The 21,535-nt window shown below is 66.4% G+C and carries 17 protein-coding genes; 15 read left to right on the top strand and 2 right to left on the bottom strand.

The genetic code is table 11. The features are described from left to right. Positions 1-267 precede the first annotated feature (267 nt). From VPH41_RS11605 to VPH41_RS11570, 8 genes are all read left to right on the top strand, one after another. Complete coding sequence (locus tag VPH41_RS11605; RefSeq protein WP_328570109.1) at positions 268-774, top strand: sigma-70 family RNA polymerase sigma factor; 507 nt, start codon at positions 268-270, stop codon at positions 772-774. After that, entirely contained in the window at positions 771-1,739 is a 969-nt protein-coding gene (locus VPH41_RS11600) for a FecR family protein (protein WP_328570108.1), read from the top strand. The genes VPH41_RS11605 and VPH41_RS11600 overlap by 4 nt, the downstream gene beginning before the upstream one ends. A gap of 93 nt (positions 1,740-1,832) precedes the next feature. Continuing rightward, positions 1,833-4,331 (top strand): TonB-dependent siderophore receptor, encoded by a 2,499-nt coding sequence (locus tag VPH41_RS11595; RefSeq protein ID WP_328570107.1) that lies wholly within the window; start codon positions 1,833-1,835, stop codon positions 4,329-4,331. Positions 4,332-4,405: 74 nt separating this feature from the next. After that, complete coding sequence (locus tag VPH41_RS11590; RefSeq protein WP_328570106.1) at positions 4,406-4,774, top strand: hypothetical protein; 369 nt, start codon at positions 4,406-4,408, stop codon at positions 4,772-4,774. Then, entirely contained in the window at positions 4,771-5,427 is a 657-nt protein-coding gene (locus VPH41_RS11585; RefSeq protein WP_328570105.1) for a hypothetical protein, read from the top strand. Before VPH41_RS11590 ends, VPH41_RS11585 begins: the two co-directional genes overlap by 4 nt. A 351-nt stretch (positions 5,428-5,778) precedes the next feature. Then, on the top strand, positions 5,779-9,492 hold the full coding sequence (locus VPH41_RS11580) for a PAS domain S-box protein (protein WP_328570104.1): 3,714 nt from the start codon (positions 5,779-5,781) through the stop codon (positions 9,490-9,492). A gap of 20 nt (positions 9,493-9,512) precedes the next feature. After that, positions 9,513-10,508, top strand: coding sequence for a response regulator (locus VPH41_RS11575; RefSeq protein ID WP_328570103.1), 996 nt, complete (start codon positions 9,513-9,515; stop codon positions 10,506-10,508). Between the two features lie 61 nt (positions 10,509-10,569). Continuing rightward, positions 10,570-11,385 (top strand): aminoglycoside phosphotransferase family protein, encoded by an 816-nt coding sequence (locus tag VPH41_RS11570; protein ID WP_328570102.1) that lies wholly within the window; start codon positions 10,570-10,572, stop codon positions 11,383-11,385. 6 nt (positions 11,386-11,391) lie between these two features. Here VPH41_RS11570 and VPH41_RS11565 read toward each other — a convergent pair whose 3' ends face one another. Together VPH41_RS11565 and VPH41_RS11560 are read right to left on the bottom strand one after the other, a co-directional pair. Next, entirely contained in the window at positions 11,392-13,272 is a 1,881-nt protein-coding gene (locus VPH41_RS11565) for an esterase/lipase family protein (RefSeq protein ID WP_328570101.1), read from the bottom strand. Between the two features lie 13 nt (positions 13,273-13,285). After that, positions 13,286-14,056: a DUF481 domain-containing protein gene (locus VPH41_RS11560; protein WP_152256439.1), complete on the bottom strand. Its 771-nt coding sequence runs from the start codon at positions 14,054-14,056 to the stop codon at positions 13,286-13,288. Between the two features lie 259 nt (positions 14,057-14,315). On the opposite strand from VPH41_RS11560, the gene VPH41_RS11555 reads away from it, so the two are divergent. The 7 genes from VPH41_RS11555 to VPH41_RS11525 all read left to right on the top strand — a co-directional run bounded on the left by VPH41_RS11555 (position 14,316) and on the right by VPH41_RS11525 (position 21,400). After that, entirely contained in the window at positions 14,316-15,002 is a 687-nt protein-coding gene (locus VPH41_RS11555) for a winged helix-turn-helix domain-containing protein (protein ID WP_071077124.1), read from the top strand. After that, on the top strand, positions 14,995-16,347 hold the full coding sequence (locus VPH41_RS11550) for a sensor histidine kinase (protein ID WP_442906259.1): 1,353 nt from the start codon (positions 14,995-14,997) through the stop codon (positions 16,345-16,347). The genes VPH41_RS11555 and VPH41_RS11550 overlap by 8 nt, the downstream gene beginning before the upstream one ends. Before the next feature lie 191 nt (positions 16,348-16,538). Beyond that, a complete protein-coding gene (locus VPH41_RS11545) occupies positions 16,539-17,441 on the top strand; it encodes a VirK/YbjX family protein (RefSeq protein WP_328570099.1) in 903 nt (300 codons plus the stop codon). A 112-nt stretch (positions 17,442-17,553) separates the two neighbouring features. Beyond that, positions 17,554-18,525, top strand: a complete 972-nt coding sequence (hemB, locus tag VPH41_RS11540; RefSeq protein ID WP_328570098.1) for a porphobilinogen synthase — start codon at positions 17,554-17,556, stop codon at positions 18,523-18,525. 117 nt (positions 18,526-18,642) lie between these two features. Further along, positions 18,643-19,986, top strand: a complete 1,344-nt coding sequence (locus VPH41_RS11535) for an MBL fold metallo-hydrolase (protein ID WP_328570097.1) — start codon at positions 18,643-18,645, stop codon at positions 19,984-19,986. Positions 19,987-20,047: 61 nt separating this feature from the next. Beyond that, the gene (gene msrA / locus VPH41_RS11530; RefSeq protein ID WP_328570096.1) at positions 20,048-20,557 is read left to right on the top strand and encodes a peptide-methionine (S)-S-oxide reductase MsrA; all 510 of its coding nucleotides are present in this window, start codon (positions 20,048-20,050) and stop codon (positions 20,555-20,557) included. A 24-nt stretch (positions 20,558-20,581) separates the two neighbouring features. Further along, positions 20,582-21,400 carry a helix-turn-helix transcriptional regulator gene (locus VPH41_RS11525; protein WP_328570095.1) on the top strand — a complete coding sequence of 273 codons (819 nt, stop codon included), beginning with the start codon at positions 20,582-20,584 and terminating at the stop codon, positions 21,398-21,400. Positions 21,401-21,535 lie beyond the last annotated feature (135 nt).

Here is a 21,535-nt window from a genome sequence, read left to right as displayed (position 1 = left end):
CGCCGTCGCCAGCGCAATGCTCTGCAAGATCATGAAAGTCTGAAGGCCGAGTGAGCTGCAATTTGAAGAATTGCTGAAGTATGCTGGCTGAAAGGGAATGCCCGTGCAGCGCAGCGCACCATGGGAGGAGAGCCGCCGGCAGCCACGCTGAAACAACAGTTTCCAGGATCGGGCAGGCGCCGGCATTGACGCCGGAGGCAATGATTTGTGATAATGAGAATTATTATCAATTAGCTGCGCCTTGCCTTGCGCGCATCGGAGTCCCCAGTGAATATTGCGCAGTCCAGCGAGTCGATAGCCGGCATCTACAGCCACCACCACGGCTGGCTGATGCGCTGGCTGCGCGCCAAGCTGCAGTGCGCCGACCATGCGGCCGACCTGGCGCAGGATACCTTCGTGCGCCTGCTGACGGCGCCGCCGGAAGGCCGGCAGACCATGCGCGAACCGCGCGCCTACCTGACGACCGTGGCGCAGCGCCTGCTGATCGACCACTACCGACGCGTGTCGCTGGAGCAGGCGTGGCTGGAAACCCTGGCGCAGCAGCCCGATCTGCTGATGCAGTCGCCGGAAGAGCGGCTGCTCGTGCGCGAAGCCTTGCAGCGCATCGATACCATGCTCGACGGCTTGCCGCCGCTGGTGCGCAGCGCCTTCCTGCTGGCCCATGTCGATGGCCTCGCCTATGGGGAAATCGCCGGGCGCCTGGCCGTGAGCGAGCGCAGCATCAAGCGCTACATGGTGCAGGCGTTCGAGCGCTGCATCCTGCTGATCCTGTGAGCCCGGCCATCGACCCGCGCGCGGCGCATGCCGCAGCGCAATGGCTGGTGCGCCTGCATGCGGGCCCCTTGACTGGGGCCGAGCAGCAGGCGTTCGAGGCCTGGCGCGCCGGCGATCCCGCACACGAAGCGGCCTGGCAGCGGGCCGAGCTCGTGTGCAGCACCCTGGCCAGCGTGCCCCCCGCGCTGCGCCAGGCGGCGGACGGGGCGCCCCAGTCGCCGCAGCGGCGTGCCGTGCTCTACGGCCTGGCGGGGCTGATCGCGGCGGGCCCGGCGCTGTGGTTGGCCAGTAAATCAGAGCCCTGGCAAGCGTGGCGCGCCGCCATCCGCACGGCCAGGGGCGAAATCCGCCATATGAGCTTGCCTGATGGCACGCAACTGGTGCTCAACACGGACACGGCCATCGACGTGCGCTTTGACGACGGGGCGCGGCTCGTGGTCTTGCATGCGGGCGAAATCCACGTTGCCACGGCGCACGACGGGGCCGTGCCGGCGCGCCCGTTCCTCGTGCGCAGCAGCAATGGCGCCGTACGCGCGCTGGGCACGCATTTCAGTGTGCGCCACCTTGGCAGCGTGCTGGCGCCGCGCACGCAGGTGAGCGTCAGCGAGGGCGCCGTCGAAATCCAGCCATCGCAGGCGTCCGCGGCCGTGCGCAGGGTCGGTGCGGGCCAGCAGGGCAGTTTCGATGATCGTGCCGTTTCGGCCTTGACGCCGCTGGCGCCGCACGCTGCCGGCTGGCTGCAGGGCGTGCTGATCGCCGAGCGCATGCCACTGGGCGAGGTGCTCGACCACGTGGCGCGCTACCGCTACGGCGTGCTGCGCTGCGATCCCGCGCTGGCCGCCATACCCGTGGACGGCATCTTCCAGCTGAGCGACCCGGACAACATCCTGCTCTTGCTGCAGCGTTCCCTGCCGATCCGGCTGGTACGCCGCACGCGCTACTGGATCAGCGTCGAGGCGGTCTGAAGAAATTATTTGCCGTCCGCCTGTCCCTTTTTGGGGATTGCTTCGTCATACAAGGTAGAGAACGAACAATCCGAACCATCGAAAGGGTTTTACATGGCTGTGCAGCACCGCTTATCTTCACCGTGGACGCCACTCGCGCTCCATCCCACCACGGGCGCCGTGCGCGCCGCGCTGATCCTGCTGCTGGCCGTGGGCGCCGCTGGCGCCGGCTTGCCGCACACGGCGCTGGCCGCCGAGGCCAGCCCATCCGCGAGCGTGCGCGACTACAATATTCCCGCCGGCAGACTGCGTGGCGCGTTGTCCACGTTTGCCATCGCCGCCGGCATCAACCTGTCCACGCAGGGCGTGGCGCTGGACGGCCTGGCGACGCCAGGTTTGCAGGGCCGCCATGGCGTCGCCGCCGGCCTGCAAAAACTGCTGCAAGGCAGCGGGCTGGAAGTGACGGACAGTGGCAACGGTAATTACCTGTTGCGCAAGATCAATACGAGCACGGCCGATGGCGGCCTGGAGAGCATGCCCGCCGTCGTCGTCAGCGCCGAGGCGGACCGCGCCACGGAAGGCACGGGACTCTATACGTCGCGCAATCTGTCGACAGCCACGGGCTTGAACCTGTCGCAGCGCCACACGCCGCAAACGGTCAGCGTCATTTCGCGCCAGCAAATGGAGGATTTCGATCTGACCACCTTGCAGGACGTGGCGCGGGCCACGCCCGGCATCTATGGCAAGACGCAGGGCGTGTCCGACCAGGAAACCACGTATTTCGCGCGCGGTTTTGCCTTGAGCCACGTCAATGTCGATGGCTTGCCGCTCGATGTGACGGGTTTTAATGAACGCAATGTCTCCGCCGACATGCTGATGTACGACCGCGTGGAAGTGGTGCGCGGCGCCACGGGGCTGATGGAAGGGGCGGGCGCGCCGTCGGGCAGCATCAACATGATACGCAAGCGCCCCACGGCCACACCCATGCTGAACGCGTCCGCCCACCTGGGCAGCTGGAAGGACCGGCAATTGACGGTGGACGCCAGCAATGCGCTGAACGAGTCGGGCAGTGTGCGCGGGCGCGTGGCGGCCAGCTGGCGCGACAGCGACAGCTTCGTCGACGTGGTCAACAACAGGAACAGCACCGTGTATGCGATCGTCGAGGCGGACCTGACGCCATCGACCACGGCAGGCATCGGTTTTTCGCGCCAGCACAGCCGCACCGACGGCGTGTTCGTCGGCTTGCCCACGTTTACCGATGGCAGCCACATGCCCTTGCCCCGCTCGACCTTCCTGAATAATGCGGACTCGTTCCAGAAACGCGACAACAACGTCGTCTTTGCCGACCTGGAAACCAGGCTGGAGAAGGGCTGGCGCAGCCGCTTCGCCATCACGCATATCGATGCCGCGTCCAGCACGCGCAATACTACCAACAGCCGCATCGATGGCGAAGTATACAAGCTGAGCCAGTCGGAAACGGGCTGGAAGTACAACACGGAACAAGTGGTGGCCGACTGGCGCCTGAGCGGCCCCGTCACGTGGTTCGGCCGCCAGCACGACGTCATCGTGGGCGCCAGCTACCGCCACGACGATTCGGACGCGGGCCAGAGCTGGGAGGGCGCGGACACGCGCGTGATCGACATCCGCAGCTGGAATCCGTATGCCTACCCGATGCGCGGCACGGCGTTCGAGCCCTACAACTGGGGCCGCAAGACGAACGAGAAGGGCTTGTATGCGGCCGGCAACTTCAGCCTGGCCGATCCCCTGCGCCTGGTGCTGGGCGGGCGCTTCGGCTGGTACGCGCAGGACGTGACGGGCTGGTATTCCACCAATCCCGCATGGCGCCGCAGCCTGACGGAAAACGCGAAGTTTACGCCGTACGCGGGCCTCGTCTACGATGTGGATCAGCACCATTCCGTGTATGCGAGCGGCACGCAGATTTTCGAGCCGCAAAGCTCGCTGGATGTGCGCGGCAATACCTTGCCGCCGCTGAGCGGCACCAACCTGGAAGTGGGCGTCAAGGGCGAGTATTTCGGCGGCAGGCTCAATGCCAGCGGCGCCTTGTTCCGCATCAGGCAGAACAACCGCGCCATGGCCGATGAAGTCAATTGCCCCACGGGCGGCGCCATCTACTGCGCCCGCGCGGCGGGGCAGGTGCAGAGCGAGGGTGTCGACCTGCAATTGTCGGGTTCGCCATTGCCGGGCTGGCAGATCGCGGGCGGCTACACCTATGTGCTGGCCAAGTACACGAAGGATAGCGTGGCGGCGAATATCGGCCAGCGCATCGCCACGGACGAGCCGAAGCAGCTGTTCAAGCTGATGACGAATGTGCAGCTAAGCGGCAGCCTGGCGCGCTGGAACGTGGGCGCCTCCGTCTACGCGCAGGACAAGATCTACCGCCGCGATCCCGGCTACCTGACGCGGCAGGGCGGCTACGCGCTGGTCGGCCTGACGGCCGGCTACCACCTCAGCGAGCAGCTGCAGCTGCGCGTGAACGTCGACAACGTGCTCTATCGCCGCTACTACCAGGGACTCGGCTATTCCTGGTCGGGCGGTCTGGAACGCTACGGCGCGCCGCGCAGCGTGCTGGTCTCGCTGAACTACAAGATGTAGCCGTTGCGCCAGCGGAGCGCGCCCGTCCGGGCGCCTCTGCTACACTGCCGCCGTCTTCATCTTTTCAATTTGCCATGACCGCCACGCCTGCATCGACTCCCCTGAAAAATGCTTTCCAACAATCGCGCGCCGAGAACAACATCGAGCTGATCCTGCCCGAACTGCTGGCCGCGCAATTGCACGTCGTGATCGGCGGACAAAGCGAGCAGATCGACCTGTTCCTCGTGCCGTCGCCCAATCCCGAGCGCCGCTGCGTGACGGTGGCGGAAGATCCCGCCTTCCTGGCCGGCATCGCGTTTCCCAATATTCCCGTGACGGGCGCGCAACTGCTCGCCTCGATCCCGGCCGAGATCGAGATCGTCATCCTGCATGGCGACGGCGCCAATTACCTGACGCGCGAGCAGCTGGCCTGGTTCCGCGGCATGCTCGCGCAGAACGCTTGAGCGGAGAACCGGCGCGCCAGCTGCAACGGGCGCGCGCCGAATGGATCTGCTTTGCGCCGGCCGACGATGCCGCGGCCCAGGCGGCGCTGATGGCGGATATGCGTCCCGTGCTGTCGCGCAGCGTGCTGCTGGGCGGTTGCGCGCTGATCCTCGCCTTCATGCTGCAAGCCGTCTGGCGCAACGTGCCGTATGCGGGCGAGGCAGTGTTGTTCGGTCCGCTGGCGCTGGCCGCCTGGGTGGCGGGCCTGGTGCTGTTTCCCGGACGGGGCCTGCTCTTTCATGCGGAACTGGGCGACGGAGGCCTGTTGCTGCGGCGACAGGCGCGACGCTTGCCCGGCTGGGATAAAAGCGTGCTGCTGGACTTGACGCAGCTGCAGCGGCTGGAAGTGGTCACGTATGGGGGTGCGTTGCAGGTCTACCGGACCGCGGCGCCGCTGGCGCGCGTGGAGCTGCTGCTCTACACGACCTCGGGGGGCTGTCCGCTGATCCGCGTGGTGGGCCTGAACTTGCCCGTGCCGCAACGCTGGTCCTTGTGCCAGATCAAGGAGGAGCTCGTCCGCCGTTGTAGACTGGCCGGTATCCCTGTCAGCGAGACGTTTGGCCCGCTGAGCCAGCAATCCGAGGCCATCCGCGCGCGTTGGCCGCAGGCGTAGGAGGGCATTGTCGCATCGCCGCCGCAATAAATATCAGTTTTGATAACTGTATTGCTGAAGTCCTATGAATATTTTCGCAAAGCAACTATACTCATGGCTCTTTAAAAAATCATCGTCACGCTGGCGGCCAGCCATCCGCGCCAGAGTTCGTACGCATTCCGCTTGTTTTCTCTGAACGAGCACCTTTCCCCCGCGCGGCAGGCGCGGGCGTGATGACCGAGCCTTGCCCTGGTCGACTGCTACCGTTGTCATTTTCGCTGTGTTGCCGCTTTACTAAAAAGCCTGGCACCGGCGCGCGGTGCGCAGTCATGTTTTGCGACGTTAGGTTTCACTCTCTTATGCCACGACAGTATGTTTAGTTCCATCTTTACCGCATCGACCGATACCATGCCGTACATCTACGGCACGCACGATGTCGGGCTGGTGCTGTTTTCCATCGGTATCGCCATCTTTGCCTCGTTCATGGCCTTGCAGATCGCCGGCATGGCGCGCAGCAGCGAGCGGGGCTTCCAGCGCCAGACGGCCATCATCACGGGCGCCATCGCGCTCGGCGGCGGCATCTGGTCCATGCATTTCATCGGCATGCTGGCCTTCGACATCTGCACGCGCGTGTCCTTCGACCCCAGCCTGACCCTGCTGTCGATGCTGCCCGGCGTGGCGGCGTCGTGGGTGGCACTGCACTTGCTGGCGCGCCCGCGCATCAGCTGGCGCCAGCTGGTGGTGGGCGGCGTGCTGGTCGGATTGGGCATCGGCTCCATGCATTACAGCGGCATGGCCGCCATGCAGACGTCGCTGACCCTGCATTACCAGCCGTGGCTGTTTGCCCTGTCGCTGCTGGTGGCCGTCGTCATGGCCATGCTGGCGCTGTGGATACGCTTCGGCCTGCATGCCTTGCGCCAGCGCCTCAGCCCGCTGGCGGCGCTGCTGGTCAGCAGTGTCGTCATGGGCCTGGCCATTTCCGGCATGCATTACACAGGCATGCTGGCGGCGCGCTTTTCCGGTACCCCCACGGCAGGCGACAACACGATCACGGTGCAAGCCTCGTTCGTGGCCCTGGCCGTGGCGCTGATCACCGTCACCCTGACCGTCTTCGTGGCGGCCGCGAACGGCTTGCTGCGCTACCGCCAGCTGCTGCGCCATGCCAGCGCCAGCGAGTCGCGCCTGCGCGCCATCGTCGATACGGCGGCCGATGGCCTGATCACCATCGACGGCCAGGGCAAGGTGCGCTCCTTCAATCCCGCCGCGGAAAGCCTGTTCGGCTGGCGCGAAGCGGAGATCGTGGGGCGCGACGCCAGCGTGCTGCTGCAGCCGGCCGACGCGGCCGAATACGAAGGCTATCTGCGCGACTACCTGGAAACGGGCGCCTCGCGCATCCTCGACAGCGGACGCGAACTCGATGGCTGCCACAAGGACGGCGCCGTGCTGCCCATGCGCGTGGCCATCGGCAAGATCGACACGCCGGGCCAGCCCCTGTTCGTGGCGTTTGTCACGGACATGCGCTCGTCGCGCAGCATGGAGCAGGCGCTCAAGGACAGCGAGCGCCAGTACCGCACCCTGATCCGCAACATTCCCGGCGTCTCGTTCCACTGCAGCTTCGCGCCCGAATGGAAGATGATCTTCATCAGCGACGCCGTCTTCAACCTGACGGGCTGGATGCCGCAGGACTTCGTCGACGGGCGGGTCAGGCTGTTCGACCTCGTGCACCCGGACGACCGCCAGCGCGTCAACGACACCTGCGTGCAGGCGGCCGGTGAAAAGCGCGACTTCGAGAACGTCTACCGCCTGATCCACCGCGACGGGCGCGAGCGCTGGGTGCGCGAAAGCAGCGGCCCCGTGCTCGACAACGACGGCGTGGTGCGCTGGATCGACGGCGTCATCCTCGACATCACGGAAAGCGAATTGCGCAACGCCGAGTACGAAGGCAAGGTGACGGCCATTTCGCGCGCGACGGCTGTCGCGGAATTCGACCTGCAAGGGCGCATCCTGGCTGTCAACGAGAACTTCCTCGACCTGGTCGGCTACCGGCCCGACGACGTGCTGGGCCTGCACCACAGCATCTTCTGCGAACCGGGCTATGTGACTTCGCCCGACTACATCGCGTTCTGGCAGCACCTGGCGCAGGGCGAATTCAATACGGGCGAGTACAAGCGCATCGGCAAGGATGGCCGGGAAGTGTGGATACAGGCTTCCTACAATCCGATCTTCAATACGGACGGCAAGCCGTTCAAGGTGGTCAAGCTGGCCACCGACGTGAGCGAACGGCGCGCCATGCAGGAAAACCTGCGCGCGGCCAAGGACCGCGCCGAGCTGGCGGCCGAATCGAAGACCAGCTTCCTGGCCAACATGAGCCATGAAATCCGCACGCCGATGAATGCCATCATCGGCTTCACGGAAGTGCTGCTGGGGACCGCCCTGGACAGCCTGCAGCGCCGCCATCTGGGCACGGTGCGCCAGTCGGCCCGTTCCCTGCTCGATCTGCTCAACGACATCCTCGACACGGCCAAGCTGGAAAAAGGCGCGACCGAGCTGGAACTGGTGGACTTTTCGCTGCCGGACCTGGTCGACCATGTCGCCGCGTCGCTGCGCATCACGGCGCATGCGCGCGACCTGGTGCTGCATGTGGATGTCGACCCGGGCATGGGCCAGTTCTTCCTGGGCGACGCGCGCCGGGTGCAGCAGGTGCTGACGAATTTGATCGGCAATGCCGTCAAGTTCACTGAAGTGGGCCATGTGCGCGTGGCCGTCGGCATGCAGGGCGAGCAGGTGCATATCGCCGTGCATGACACGGGCATCGGCATTCCCGCCGACCGCCTGGACAAGATTTTCGCCCCGTTTACGCAGGCCGATTCGTCCATGAGCCGCCGCTTTGGCGGCACGGGCCTGGGCACGACGATTTCGCTGCAGCTGGTCGAACTGATGGGGGGCACCATCACGGTGGAAAGCACCCTTGGCGTGGGCAGCGTGTTCCACGTGCTGCTGCCGCTGGCGCCGGGCAAGGCCGTGGCGCGCCGCAGCGAGCAGCCCGTGGTGGCCTTGCCGCCGCTGCGCATCCTGGCGGCCGACGACGTGCCGCAGAACGTGGAGCTGCTGCTGATCAGCCTGGGCGCGGCCGGCCACCAGGTGATCGCCGCCAGCGATGGCGAGAGCGCCGTGCGCGAATTTGGCAAGGGCGGTTTCGATATCGTGCTGATGGACGTGCAGATGCCGCGCATGGATGGCCTGGAAGCGGCGCGCCTGATCCGCGTGCACGAGCGCGAGCAGGGCTTGAAGGCGACACCCATCATCGCGCTGACGGCCAGCGTGCTGGAACAGGACCGGCGTGCCGCACAGACGGCCGGCATGAACGGCTTTGCCTCGAAACCGCTGGAAATGCACAAGCTGACGGCGGAAATCGCCCGCCTGCTCGATATCGCCGTGGCCATGCCGCCGCCGGCGGCCGGTTCGGCGGCGCGTGCCGCCGCCGGCCAGGTGGATTGGCAGCGCGGCATCGCCCTGTGGGGCGGCCGCGAAACCTTGCAGCGGGCCATCGCCCGTTTCGTGCAGGCCAATGGCGATTGCGCCGCCATGCTGGCGGCCGAGATGGAGCGGGGCGGCAGCAGCGTGGCGGGCCACCTGCTGCACCGTATCAAGGGCGCGGCGGGCAATCTGTGCCTGGTGCAGGTCGAAAGCCTGCTGGGACGCATCGAGCAAGCCATCGCGCGTCAGCTGCCGGCGACCGAATTGCTGGTGCAGCTGGCGGCCGCCTTCATGGCGCTGGCAGCCGAGCTGGAAGCGGACATCGGGGCGCTGCCGGCATCGGCCGGTGCCGCGCCGGCCGCCAGCGCTCCCCTCGATGCGGCCGCCGCCGGTGCCTTGCTGCGGCAAGCCATCGCCAGCCTGGAAGGCGGGCAGCTCGACGATGCCTTGATGGCGCAGATCGCCGCCTTGCTGGCGCCGCACGGCCAGCAGCAGCGCCTGCAAACGCTGGCCAGCGCCATCGACGACTTTGAATTTGCGCGTGCCGCGGGCGTGCTGCGCCAGATGCTGGCGTGGCTGGAAGCGCCGGCGCCGGCCGACTTTTCCTGATTCCTGATATTGGGCTGACGATGACCTTACACGAAGACAAACCGATCCTGCTGCTGGTCGACGACGAAGCGACGAACCTGCAGGTGCTGCGCCAGATCCTGCAGGACGATTACCGCCTGCTGTACGCCAAGGATGGCGACAAGGCGCTGGAACTGGCGCAGAACAATCCCGTCGAACTGATCCTGCTCGACATCATGATGCCCGCCATGACGGGCTACGAAGTGTGCCGCCAGCTCAAGGCGATGCCGGCCACGGCTTCCATCCCCGTCATTTTTGTGACGGCCCTGTGCGACGTGAAGGACGAGGCGGACGGTTTTGACGCGGGCGCCGTCGACTACATCACGAAGCCCGTCAGCCCGCCCATCGTGCGCGCCCGCGTGCGCACGCATCTGTCGCTGGTCGATGCCGAGGAATTGCGCCGCTCGCGCCTGCAGGTGATCCAGACCCTGGGCCAGGCAGCCGAATACAAGGACAACGAGACGGGCATGCACGTCATCCGCATGAGCTATTACGCGCGCCAGCTGGCACTGGCGGCCGGCTACAGCGCGGGCAGGGCGGAAGACCTGCTCAACGCGGCGCCCATGCACGACGTGGGCAAGATCGGCATCCCCGACGCCATCCTGCAAAAGCCGGGCAAGCTCGATGCGGACGAATGGAAAGTCATGCGCAGCCACGCGGAAATCGGCGCGGCCATCATCGGCGAGCACGCGGGCGGTTTGCTGAAAATGGCGCGCACCATCGCCCTGACGCACCACGAGAAATGGGATGGCAGCGGCTATCCGCACGGCTTGAAAGGCGAGGAAATCCCCCACGAAGGCCGCATCGTCGCCATCGCCGACGTCTTCGACGCGCTCACCAGCGAACGCCCGTACAAGCCCGCCTGGACGGTGCCGGACGCGATCGCCACCATGCAGCGCGACAGCGGTACGCATTTCGACCCGCAACTGCTGGCGCTGTTTGTGGAACACTTGCCGGCCATGCTGGAAATCAAGGACAAGTGGCGCGAGCCGGCGTGAACTGGCTGCGCGTTGCCCTGTCCCGTATAGTGGCGCCTTGACCTTCACCCGGGGATTGCCCATGGATTACCAGGACCGCCTTGCCACCTACCTTGAGCGATGGTCATTGCAGGCCGATGGCGCCCCCCTGCACACGCACGCGGCAAGTCTGCTGCCCGTGCTGCGGAGCGGCCAGCCGGCAATGCTGAAGCTGTCGACGGGCGGCGACGAACGGCGCGCCGGCGTCGTGCTGCGCTGGTGGGGTGGTGACGCCGCCGTGTGTGTGCTGGCCGCCTCCACGGATGGCGATGCGCTGCTGCTCGAACGGGCCAGGGGTACCCGTTCACTGGCCGCGCTGGCGCGCACGGGCGAGGAGGGCGATGCGGCGGCCACCGCTATCCTGTGCGCCGTGGCGTCGCGACTGCATGCGCCGCGGCCCATGGCGCCGACACTTCCTTCCTTGTCCGGCTGCTTCGCCGCTCTGGGCGCCGCCGTCGCGCACGGCGGCGTATTTTCCGCATGCCAGGCCGTGGCGCGGGATTTGCTTGCGGCGCCGCAGGACAGCGTCGTGCTGCATGGCGACCTGCATCACGGTAACGTGCTCGATGGCGGTGCGCGCGGCTGGCTGGCCATAGACCCGAAAGGCTATATGGGCGAGCGGGGCTTTGACTTCGCCAATATCCTGTGCAACCCGGATGGCGCACTGGCCATGGCGCCGGGCCGGCTGCAACGGCAGGTCGCGCTGATCGCCGATGCGGCGGGGCTGGAGCGTGCACGCCTGCTGGCATGGTGCGCCGCCTGGGCGGGCCTGTCGGCGGCCTGGCACCTCGAGGACGGCACGCCGCCGGAAACGGCGCTGGCAGTGGCCGCCGTGGCGCTGGAAGCGCTGCAAGCCTGATGCGGCTCAGGGCAAGCTGTCCGGCAGCCGCAAAATCCGCCGTATCTCCAGGATCGCCTGCGGGCTTTCCTGCACGCTGTGCCACGAAGGGATGACTTTTTCCGACTGCGCGCCGTCGAGGTGGGCGCTGGCGTAGGGCACCACGCCGTCGCTCGATTCCGCCAGCGGCAGGTCCGGCGTGTCGTTGCCCATGATGGAGTAATAGCGCACTTTCGGGCTGATGGGCAGGTCTGCCACCAGGCGCACGAACGGGTCCTTGTCGCTGAGATTATCGATGCTGTTGGGGATGCGCAGCGGTTCGCTGCTGCCCGTGTCGAGCTGCGCCAGGCTGCCGGCCGCGTCCGACAGCTGGTCGAGCATGGTGATGGGCAGCGTCACCAGGTTGGCGATCCAGCGCGCCACCTTGTGGTTGGCGAACGAGGTGCCGCGGTGGGGCGCGGCGATGAAGATGGCGCGGTTCACCTGCGGCATGGCCGTGAAATTCAGGTAGGGCGCCAGGCCGGCGCGTACTTTTTCCGCCTTCTTGCCCTTCAAATTGTATTCTTCCGTGATGGCGTCGAGCAGGGTGTTGCTGGCGTCGGACACCATCAGGCGCGCCAGCACGCCGCCCATGCTGTGGCCGATCAAGACCATGTCGTTCGCGGCGGCGGCCTTGGCCGACGGGTCGAACTGGGCCAGGGTGGCGGCGAGCGCCTGGCGGATGGCGGCATTGTTGGCCGCCAGCGGCGCATTGCTCGGGTAGTACACCTGCCAGATCTGGTAGCGGCGGCGCAGCTGCTCGTCGCCCATCAGCTCATTTGCCACGTTGATCCACGCTTCCGGGCTGCTGGCCAGGCCGTGCAGCATGACGATGGTGCGCTTGTCCGGGTCGTAGGGCTGCATCAGGTGCACCTGCGGGCGGGAGATGCCGTCGGCACGGCCGAACAGGGTGCGCAGCGCCTGCACGCCGAAACCGGAACGGGCCAGCCACAGGCCATAGCCGGCCGTGAAATTGGCCGCCACGGGCAGTTCCTGGCCCGCCATGCGCGTCGATTCGCTGCGCGTCGGGTCGACCAGCATCACCAGCAGCTGCTGCGTGGCCAGCACTTCCTGCAGGCTGTTGCCGTCGAAGCGGATCAGCGCCGTGACGACGGGGAAGCGGGTTTCCTGGTACGGCACATACTCGCCTTTTTGCGCGCCGGGTTTGGGCATGACGCCCACCAGGTCGGCGCCGAAGCCGTCGCGCCGGTACACATTGCGCAGGCCGGAAAACGACAGCGAGGTGGCGGGCAGCAGTTCTTCGGGCAGGGTGCCGTCTTCGGGCAGGCGCAGGGCCGACAATTCGCTGTCGATCTGCCAGCCGGCGACGCGGATCACATGGCCGTCGGGGCGGTACTCGCCGCGGTGGCGGAACAGGTTGCCGACGGCCTTTTGCACGGCGTAGTTGTAGTAGTCGCGGATTTGCGTCTGGCGCTCCTCGAAGGCGCGCTGGCCCGGCGTGCGCGTCGTGTAGAACAGGTAGGCATAGGCGTAGCGGGCCGATTCCAGCCAGGCGGCCAGCAGTTCGGCGCTGGCGTGGCCGCCTTGCTTTTCTTCTGCCAGCGCGCTTTCCAGCCACAGTTCGGACAGGGTGGCCAGGCGCTGCTCGTCGCTGAGCAGGTCGGAGCGGGCCAGGTCGGCGCGGCAGCTGCCCGTATTGGCTTCGCAGGCGGCGATGTCGCTGCCAATGATGCGCAGCACTTCGCTGGCGGCGGCGCTCAATTTCCCCGTGGTGAGGATGTCGCCGCGCCGCTGCTGCAGGTAGTCGGCCGGCGAAATCGCGCTGACGGTGACGGCGGCGCAGCCGCTCAGCAGCGCCGCGGCGCACACGAGGGCGCAGGCGCGCAGGCGCCGCATCAGCGTCGGCATGGTCGGGCGCGGCCTAGAACGAGTAGACCAGGGTCAGCGACGTTTGCGTATCCGTGTTCTTCTTGTCGTCCGGTACGCGCGTATCGTTGCGGGCGCTGAAGGCGGCTTTCATCTGCATGGTGCCGTTGATCTTGGTGCTGAGGGCCGTCTCGGCGATCGAGTGGGTGTTCGAGGTGCCCCGTTCCACGCTGACGGTCTGTGTGAACATCGCCGACTGGCTGATCTTCCACTTCATGGCGGCCGCGCCGCGCACCGTCAGGCCGTGTTCCGATTCGCCCGTGTCGTTGGTGCCGCTGAAATAGCCAGGACCGACTTCCACGTCGACGCTCTTGTCGCTCGACTGGTACCAGCGCGAACCATGACCGACGGCCAGGGTCGAGTACTTGGTGTAGGCGCCGAACTTGTCGTTCACGTGCGAGGCGAGCACGAACAGTTTTTCATGGTCAGCCATCAGCTTGTAGGCGGCCTTGGCGGAGGCGGAAAAGCGCTCGGCCGAGCGTTCGCGGATCTTCTGGCCGTCGTCGTTGGTCGTTTCGTCTTCCTTGAAGTAGCCGCTGAAGATGTACTGGTTGCTCCAGTCATCGAGTTCCTGGCGCGCGTCGATCTTGCCCGTGACGGAAGTGCCCACCGTATTGCCCGAGGTGGTAATGGCGCCCAGTTCGGCGGACGTGCTCCAGCTGCCGATGGGGATTTCATCGAACAGCATGCTTTGTTTGGTGTCTGCGGCGGCGGCGCTGCCGCAGGCGATGGCCAGCGCCAGTGCGAGAGAGTGGGTCGATTTCATGGCTGTATTTGTCTGTGGCGCGCGCCAGGCGCGCCTGCTGTTCGTTAGTGGCAGTGGTAGGCTATGCAGGCTGCGGCAAGCGGGGCGGCGCCATAAAATATGCGCGCAAACATGCGCGCGCGGGCGCGGCCAAACATTGTCGAGGCTGTATTGTACCCGACCCTGCCATCGTTTGCCGCACGCGACGGGACTGGCAAGTGGCGCGCGCCTGGCGTATGCTGCGCATGTTTGCTGTCCTGATCTTTACAAGGAATTCCCCGTGCGCTGCCTGGTCATTGAAGACGAAGCCGAAACTTCCCGCTATATCTGTGCCGGCCTGCGCGAGGCGGGCCACGACGTGACCGCCTGCGACAATGGCATCGACGGCATGCGCCTGGCCTGCGGCGAAGACTGGGATGCGCTGGTGCTCGACCGCCTGCTGCCCGGCGAGATCGATGGCCTGGCCATCGTCGCGCGCCTGCGCGGCATGGGCCGCAACACGCCCGTGCTGGTGCTGTCGGCCCTGTCCAGCGTCGACGAGCGCGTGCGCGGCTTGCGCAGCGGCGGCGACGATTATCTGTCGAAACCGTTCGCCATCGCCGAACTGCTGGCCCGCATCGAGGCGCTGCTGCGCCGCGCCGCGCCCGTGCCCGAATCGACGCAGCTGCAGGTGGCCGACCTGGTGCTCGACATGCGCACCATGCGCGTGACGCGCGCCAACCGGCAAATCGCCCTGCAGCCGCGCGAATTCCGCCTGCTGGAATACCTGATGCGTCACCAGGGCCAGTCCGTCACGCGCGCCATGCTGCTCGAAGCCGTGTGGGACTACCATTTCGACCCGCAGACGAACGTCATCGACGTGCAGGTGAGCCGCTTGCGCACCAAGGTGGACAAGGAATTTTCGCCGCCGCTGATCCACACGGTGCGCGGCGTCGGCTACACCCTGGGCGTGCTCGACGGTGCGTAATTTGCACCGCTCCATCGCGGCCCGCCTGGCGCTCGGCTACGGCGTGCTGGTGGTCGTCTCGATCAGCATCGTGTGCGCCGTATTCTATTTCGGCACCATCGGCGTGCTCGACCGCAGCGTGGACCGCAAGCTGGTCCTGCTGTCGGAACGCCTTGCCGCGCTGTACGAGCAGGGCGATGCCAGCCGCACGACGGCGGAAATCGCCCATTTGCTCACGGACCGCACCGACAGCGACACGGAGATTTTCTTGCTGGTGGACGCCGATGGCCGCCGCGTGGCCGGCAATCTGTCGTCCTGGCCCGATGCGGGCAGTCCCGTGGGCCGGCTGCTGCACCGCGACGTCACGCGCGAAGGGCGCAGGGTGCCCGCGCGCATGCTGATCCGCGACCTGGCGGGCGGCGCGCGCCTGTTCGTGGGACGCGACATGGAAGAGGGCAAGTCGATCCGCACCCTGGTGCTGCGCTCGCTGGCCTATGGCGGCGGGGTGGCCATCCTGCTGGTGGTGGCGGGCGCCTGGCTGTTCCGCCGCCAGCTCGAGGCGCGCATCGGGCAGATCCGCCGCACGGCGGGGGAAATCGAGGCGGGAGACCTGAGCCGGCGCATTCCCGTCTCCAGCGAGGATGAATTCGGCTTGCTGAGCCGCGATATCAACCGCATGCTCGACCGCATCGAGCACCTGATGGAAGGCGTGCGCCACGTATCGAACGCCATTGCGCACGACTTGCGCACGCCGCTGGCGCGCATCCGCAACAAGCTCGACGGCGCCTTGCGCCAGCAGCAGAGCGTGGCGGGCTTTGAAGCCGCGTCGCAGGCGGCCATCGACGACATCGACGACCTGACGCGCGTGTTCGACAAGCTGCTGCAGATCGCGGCGGCCGAATCGGGCATGCGTCCCGAGAATTTCAATGACATCGACCTGCACCAGATCGGCGCCGACATCGTGGAAATGTACGAAGCCACGGCCGACGAGCAGGGCGTGCTGCTGGTGCAGATGTATGGCGAGGGCGTGCCTGCGCGCGGCGACCGCAATTTGCTGGGCAGCGCGCTGGCCAGCCTGGTCGACAACGCCATCAAGTATGCGGGGCCGGGCGCCACGGTGGAAGTGTCGGCCGGCAGCGACGCGCAGGGCAGCTGGCTGGCCGTGCGCGACAACGGCCCCGGCGTGCCGGCGGAAGAACTGCCGAAGCTGACGCAGCGCTTCTACCGGCTCGACAAGAGCCGCCATTTGCCCGGCAATGGCCTGGGTTTGTCCATCGTGGCAGCCATCGCGGTCCTGCACGGGGGCAGCCTGGAAATCGAGGATGCGGCGCCGGGCCTGCGCCTGCGCCTGCGCCTGCTGCGCTAGGCCGCCAGAGCCGGCAGCGGGCCGGTGTGGCATATCGGCACATTACCAACTTGTAACCCCCTTCGTTTTCACCTCCCCCTATCATCCCCTCTACCCGGCGCAAAGCGGCTGCCAGCGTACAGCCGCCGGCCCCGGGCTGCCAGCGGCCGCCGCCGCGTCCCGTTCATCCAGACCGTCGTAGAGCTGTTCGCATGCATACTTTTACCGCCATCGGCGACAACGCCGCGCCGCAGCCGGTGCCACTGCGCCAGCATGGCCACCGCATCAAGGCTGCGCTGGGCGCGCTCGTCTTTCCCGTGCAGCGCGCGCGCTGGCAAGCCTTCATCGCCGGCACGCCGGGCCTGGCGGCGCTGGCGCAAGCCCATCCCAGCTTGCTGTACAAGATCTACCGTCCCTACGCCAGCCGCCGCTTCGGCTGTGCGGCCCGCGTGGACCTGCTGTGCGGGCATTACCGCTTCCTGTGGCAGGCGGGTGCCCGTGCGCTGGTGGACCATGTGGCGCGGCGCGCGCTGGTGCTGGCCGCCATCGAGGGCAAGGACGGCGCCACCTACCGCTTGCAGCTGACGGCCATCCACGATAGCCACCGCGAAGGGGAGCTGTGCCTGCGCCTGACGCGCGACGGCGTGTCGCTGTACCTGGCCAGCTTCCTGTTCCGGCCTCAGCCTGGCGGCAATGCCATCCAGTTGGGCGCCTTGCAGGGCTTGCGCTCGCAGGCGGGCGCGCAGGCCGTGAAAGAGGCCACGCGGGCGCTGCACGGCTGCCGGCCGAAAAACCTGATGGTGGCCGCCTTGCGCGACCTCGGCGATTTTTTCGGCTGCAGCCACCTGGACCTGGTCAGCAACGCCAACCGCATCGCGCTGAACTGGCGCCGGCGCCGCCACATCTCCTGCGACTACGACCTGGCGTGGCGGGAACTGCACGCGCTGCCCACCAGCGACGGCAATTACCGCCTGCCATGCGGCCAATGCCGGATGCCGGACTTGGAGCAGGTGCCGTCGAAAAAACGCGCGGACGCGCGCCGCCGGGGCGCCATGCTGGTGCAGCTGGCGGCGGACATGCGCTGGCAAGTGGCGGCCCTGCTGCACGCGCAATGAAGGCGCCAGGCGGCATTTTTTGACCTGCGCGGCTTTTTTGCCGGGCAGCCCGGCGCAATCGGCGTGATCGGCGTATACTTGCGGGCGTTCTCAACCTGAAGCCAGTCATACCATGCCAGCACAATTTCCCACTTCGCGCATGCGCCGCCTGCGCGCGACACCGCAACTGCGCGAGCTGTTCCGCGAAACCGAGATCAATCCGCGCGACCTGGTCCTGCCGATCTTCGTCGACGAAGGTTCCAGCGATTTCATCGACATCAAGTCCATGCCCGGCGTGCGCCGCATTCCCGAAGCGAAGCTGGCGCAGGAAGTGGAGCGCTATGCGCGCGCCGGCCTGCGTTCCGTCATGACCTTCGGCATTTCGCACCACAAGGACAGCCACGGCACGGATACCCTGAACCCGGACGGCCTGGTGGCCCGCATGTCGCGCATCATCAAGGACGCCGTGCCGGAAATGGTGGTCATGTCCGACACCTGCTTCTGCGAATACACGGACCACGGCCATTGCGGCATCCTGCATGGCGACACGGTCGACAATGACAGCACGGTGCTGAACCTGGGCAAGCAAGCCGTCATCGCGGCCCAGGCGGGCGCCGACATCATCGCCCCGTCGGCGGCCATGGATGGCCAGGTGGCGGCCATCCGCAGCGCACTCGACGCGGCCGGCTTCCACGATACGCCCGTGATGGCGTATTCCACCAAGTTCGCTTCCGGCCTGTATGGCCCGTTCCGCGACGCGGCCGGCAGCACCCTGAAGGGCGACCGCAAGACCTACCAGATGGACCCGATGAACCGCCGCGAAGCGGTGCGCGAATCCCTGATCGACGAAGCGGAAGGCGCCGATGCGCTGATGGTGAAACCGGCCGGCGCCTACCTGGACATCATCCGCGACCTGCGCGAAGCGACGCGCCTGCCGATCGGCGCCTACCAGGTCAGCGGCGAATACGCGATGATCAAGTTCGCCGCACAGGCAGGCGCCATCGACGAGCGCCGCGTGGTGCAGGAAACCCTGGGCGCCATCAAGCGCGCGGGCGCGGACATGATCTTCACGTATTTTGCGATGGATGTGCTGAACAATCCATAATGAGGCAAGTTGGCGGCGTACCGCTAGCAATCCTTCTTCAACCCAAAAGCAAAGTCCGGGGTCGGACCCTCAGGGGCCGACCCCGGTACCCGCTGTTGGGTCTACTCCGATTTCCCCATGCCCCTGAAAATCTCCCGCATCCTGCACGCCGGCTATGTCTTCGAATGCGAAGGCACGGCCATCGCCTTCGACCCCATCGTCGAAAACCCGTTCAGCCGCAACTGCCACGCGTTTCCGCCCGTGCGCTTCGACCTGGACGCCGTGCGCCGGCTGCGCTGGGATGCCGTCTTCATTTCGCACTTCCACGACGACCATTGCTCGCTCGACAGCCTCGATGCGCTCGACCGCGCCACGCCCATCTACCTGTACTGCGTCTTCGACGAACTGTTCGCCATGCTGCGCGCGCTCGGCTTTACGCAGGTGGAGTGCCTGCACGTGGACGTGCCCGTGCGGGTGGGCGCCATCGAGGTGATTCCGCGCCGCGCGCTGGACGACGACGTCGATTCGCTGTTCCAGGTACGCGCTGCCGGCTTGAACGTGTTGAATGTCGTCGATTCCTGGATTGGCCCCGGGACGCTCGAACAGCTGGCCGCGTTCGCGCCCTGGGACATGGTGCTGTGGCCGTTCCAGACCATGCGCGAGATCGCCGTCATCGCGCCGTCGCAGGCGGCGCGCGGCCACGTCGATTTTCCGGACGACTGGGTGCCGCAGCTGCGCGCGCTCGCTCCCCGCTACCTCGTGCCCAGTTCCTGCCAGTTCGTGCAGGAAGACTGGTCCTGGTACAACCACGCGATGTTCCCCATCACCTACCGCCGCTTTGCCGAGGAAATGGGCGCCGCGCTGCCGGACGCGCATATCTTCCGGCTCGACCCGTCCACGTCCGTGCTGCTCGATGCGCAGGGCCTGGCGCCGGCCGCGCCGCTGCCCTGGGTCGTGCCCGTGGGTCCGCAGGACGTGGATTTCGATTACCGGCCAGAGGCGCCGCCGCCGGCCACGGCGGACATCGCGCGGCGTTTCGCGCCCTTGAACGCGGCCGATGCAGCGCTGGTGCTCGATTTCTGCCGCAACGGCTTGCTCGAACGCTACCGCGACATGGAACTGTCCGACGACAGCTATTTCCAGGCGCCGCGGCTGTGGCGCCTGTCGCTGTACGGCCATGACGGCGCGGCCACCGTCCTGCATTACCGCACGCATGGCGACTTGATCGACCTCGTGCCCGCCACGGACGAGGCGCCGGGCTGGACGACGGAAGTGCCGCTGGTGAAATGCCATGCGGCGCTGGTGCTGGGCGAATCGCTGACGTCGATGTACATGCGCATCAACGATGGCGATTTCGACGGGGCCACGCAGGCTGCATTAAGCGAGGCCGATATCGTCGACGACCCCTTGATCCGCTGCCTGTTCAACGACGCCATCGGCGCCTACCAGGCGGCGCAGCTCAAGCGCTTGCTGGCCCGCTGAAGAAAATCGCGCGACAGGGTAAGATGAACGATTCCGTATCTCAGATCAAGGAATGATCAACATGACACAAGACAACGAAATCGCGATCCTGGCCGGCGGCTGCTTCTGGGGCGTGCAAGACTTGCTGCGCCGCTATCCGGGCGTGATCGCCACGCGCGTGGGCTACAGCGGCGGCGACGTGGCCAACGCCACCTACCGCAACCATGGCACGCACGCGGAAGCGATCGAAATCATTTTCGACCCGAACACCATCAGCTACCGCAAGATCCTGGAGTTTTTCTTCCAGATCCACGACCCCAGCACGGAAAACCGCCAGGGCAACGACCGCGGCACCAGCTACCGCTCGGCCATTTACTACACGAGCGAAGCGCAACGGCTGGTGGCCGAGGACACCATCCGCGACGTCGACGCTTCCGGCCTGTGGCCAGGCAAGGTGGTGACGGAAGTGGCGCCGGCCGGCCCGTTCTGGGAAGCGGAACCGGAGCACCAGGATTATCTGCAGCGCTTGCCGCACGGCTATACCTGCCACTACATCCGGCCGGACTGGGTCTTGCCGCAGCGGCAGCAATAAGACCTGGCGGGCAGGGGAGGCGGCATGCGCTATTGGCAGGTGGAACGGCGGCAGGCGGAAGGGCAGCTGGATCTGGGGCGCGCCCTCGATCTGGTGGTTGCCATCGGCCATGCGGATGTCAATGCCATGGCGGGCGCCATCCTGAAAACCGCCAGCACGGCCGCGCCCATCGCCCAGTGCACGATCTTCGCCTATGAATTCGGCAACCGGCCCCGCACGGTGGCCGTGGCCGACCGGCGCGGCGGGCGGTTTTTGCAGGATATCGCGGACAGCTACGCGCGCCATTACTATGCGCTCGACGGCAACCAGAGCATCATCGCGCCCTCTGCGCGGCCCAGGCGCGAGCCCGCCATCGTGCTGCACCAGCAAGCCAGCGACGAGATCCGCCACCCCGGCTACCGCGCCGCGTGCTACCAGCGGCCGAATGTGTCGGACCGGCTGGCCCTGCTGGTGCAGCCGGCCAGCGATATCTGGTTGTCCGTCAATTTCTACCGCGACAGCAGCCAGGGCCAGTTCCAGCCCGGCGAAATCGCCGCCATCGAAACCCTGTCGCCGCTGCTCGCGTATGCGGCCAGACACCACTACAGCCTGAACGGCCAGCCCCCGCAAGGCGTCTCGCCGATGATGCTGGCCCGGCTGCGCCAGCACGGTCCGCAACTGAGCAAGCGCGAGCTCGACGTGCTGCGCGGCGTGCTCGAGGGGCTGACGGCCGTGGAAATTGCAGACACCATGGGCGTCCAGCCATCGAGCGTCATCACGTATCAGAAGCGCGCCTATAAACGCCTGGGCATTTCCAGCCAGCGACAATTGTTTGCGCTATGTCTAGGGCCGCACGCGATATAAATGCTAGCTGCCCCCGCCCAAGGGGCATTGCATAAATTTTCTGAATTTCAATGCAATAATGTGAGCATATTGACACGAAAATAGCGGCTATGCTGGCGGCAGAGTGTCGATGCGCTGAACCGCATCGGCAAGGCT

Origin of the sequence: Janthinobacterium sp. P210006, from assembly GCF_036231885.1 — a bacterium.
In the GTDB taxonomy this organism is placed as follows: Bacteria; Pseudomonadota; Gammaproteobacteria; order Burkholderiales; family Burkholderiaceae_D; genus Janthinobacterium; species Janthinobacterium violaceinigrum.
The sequence above is the reverse complement of the archived record's forward strand: the minus strand, read 5'-3'. Positions and strand labels throughout refer to the sequence as shown.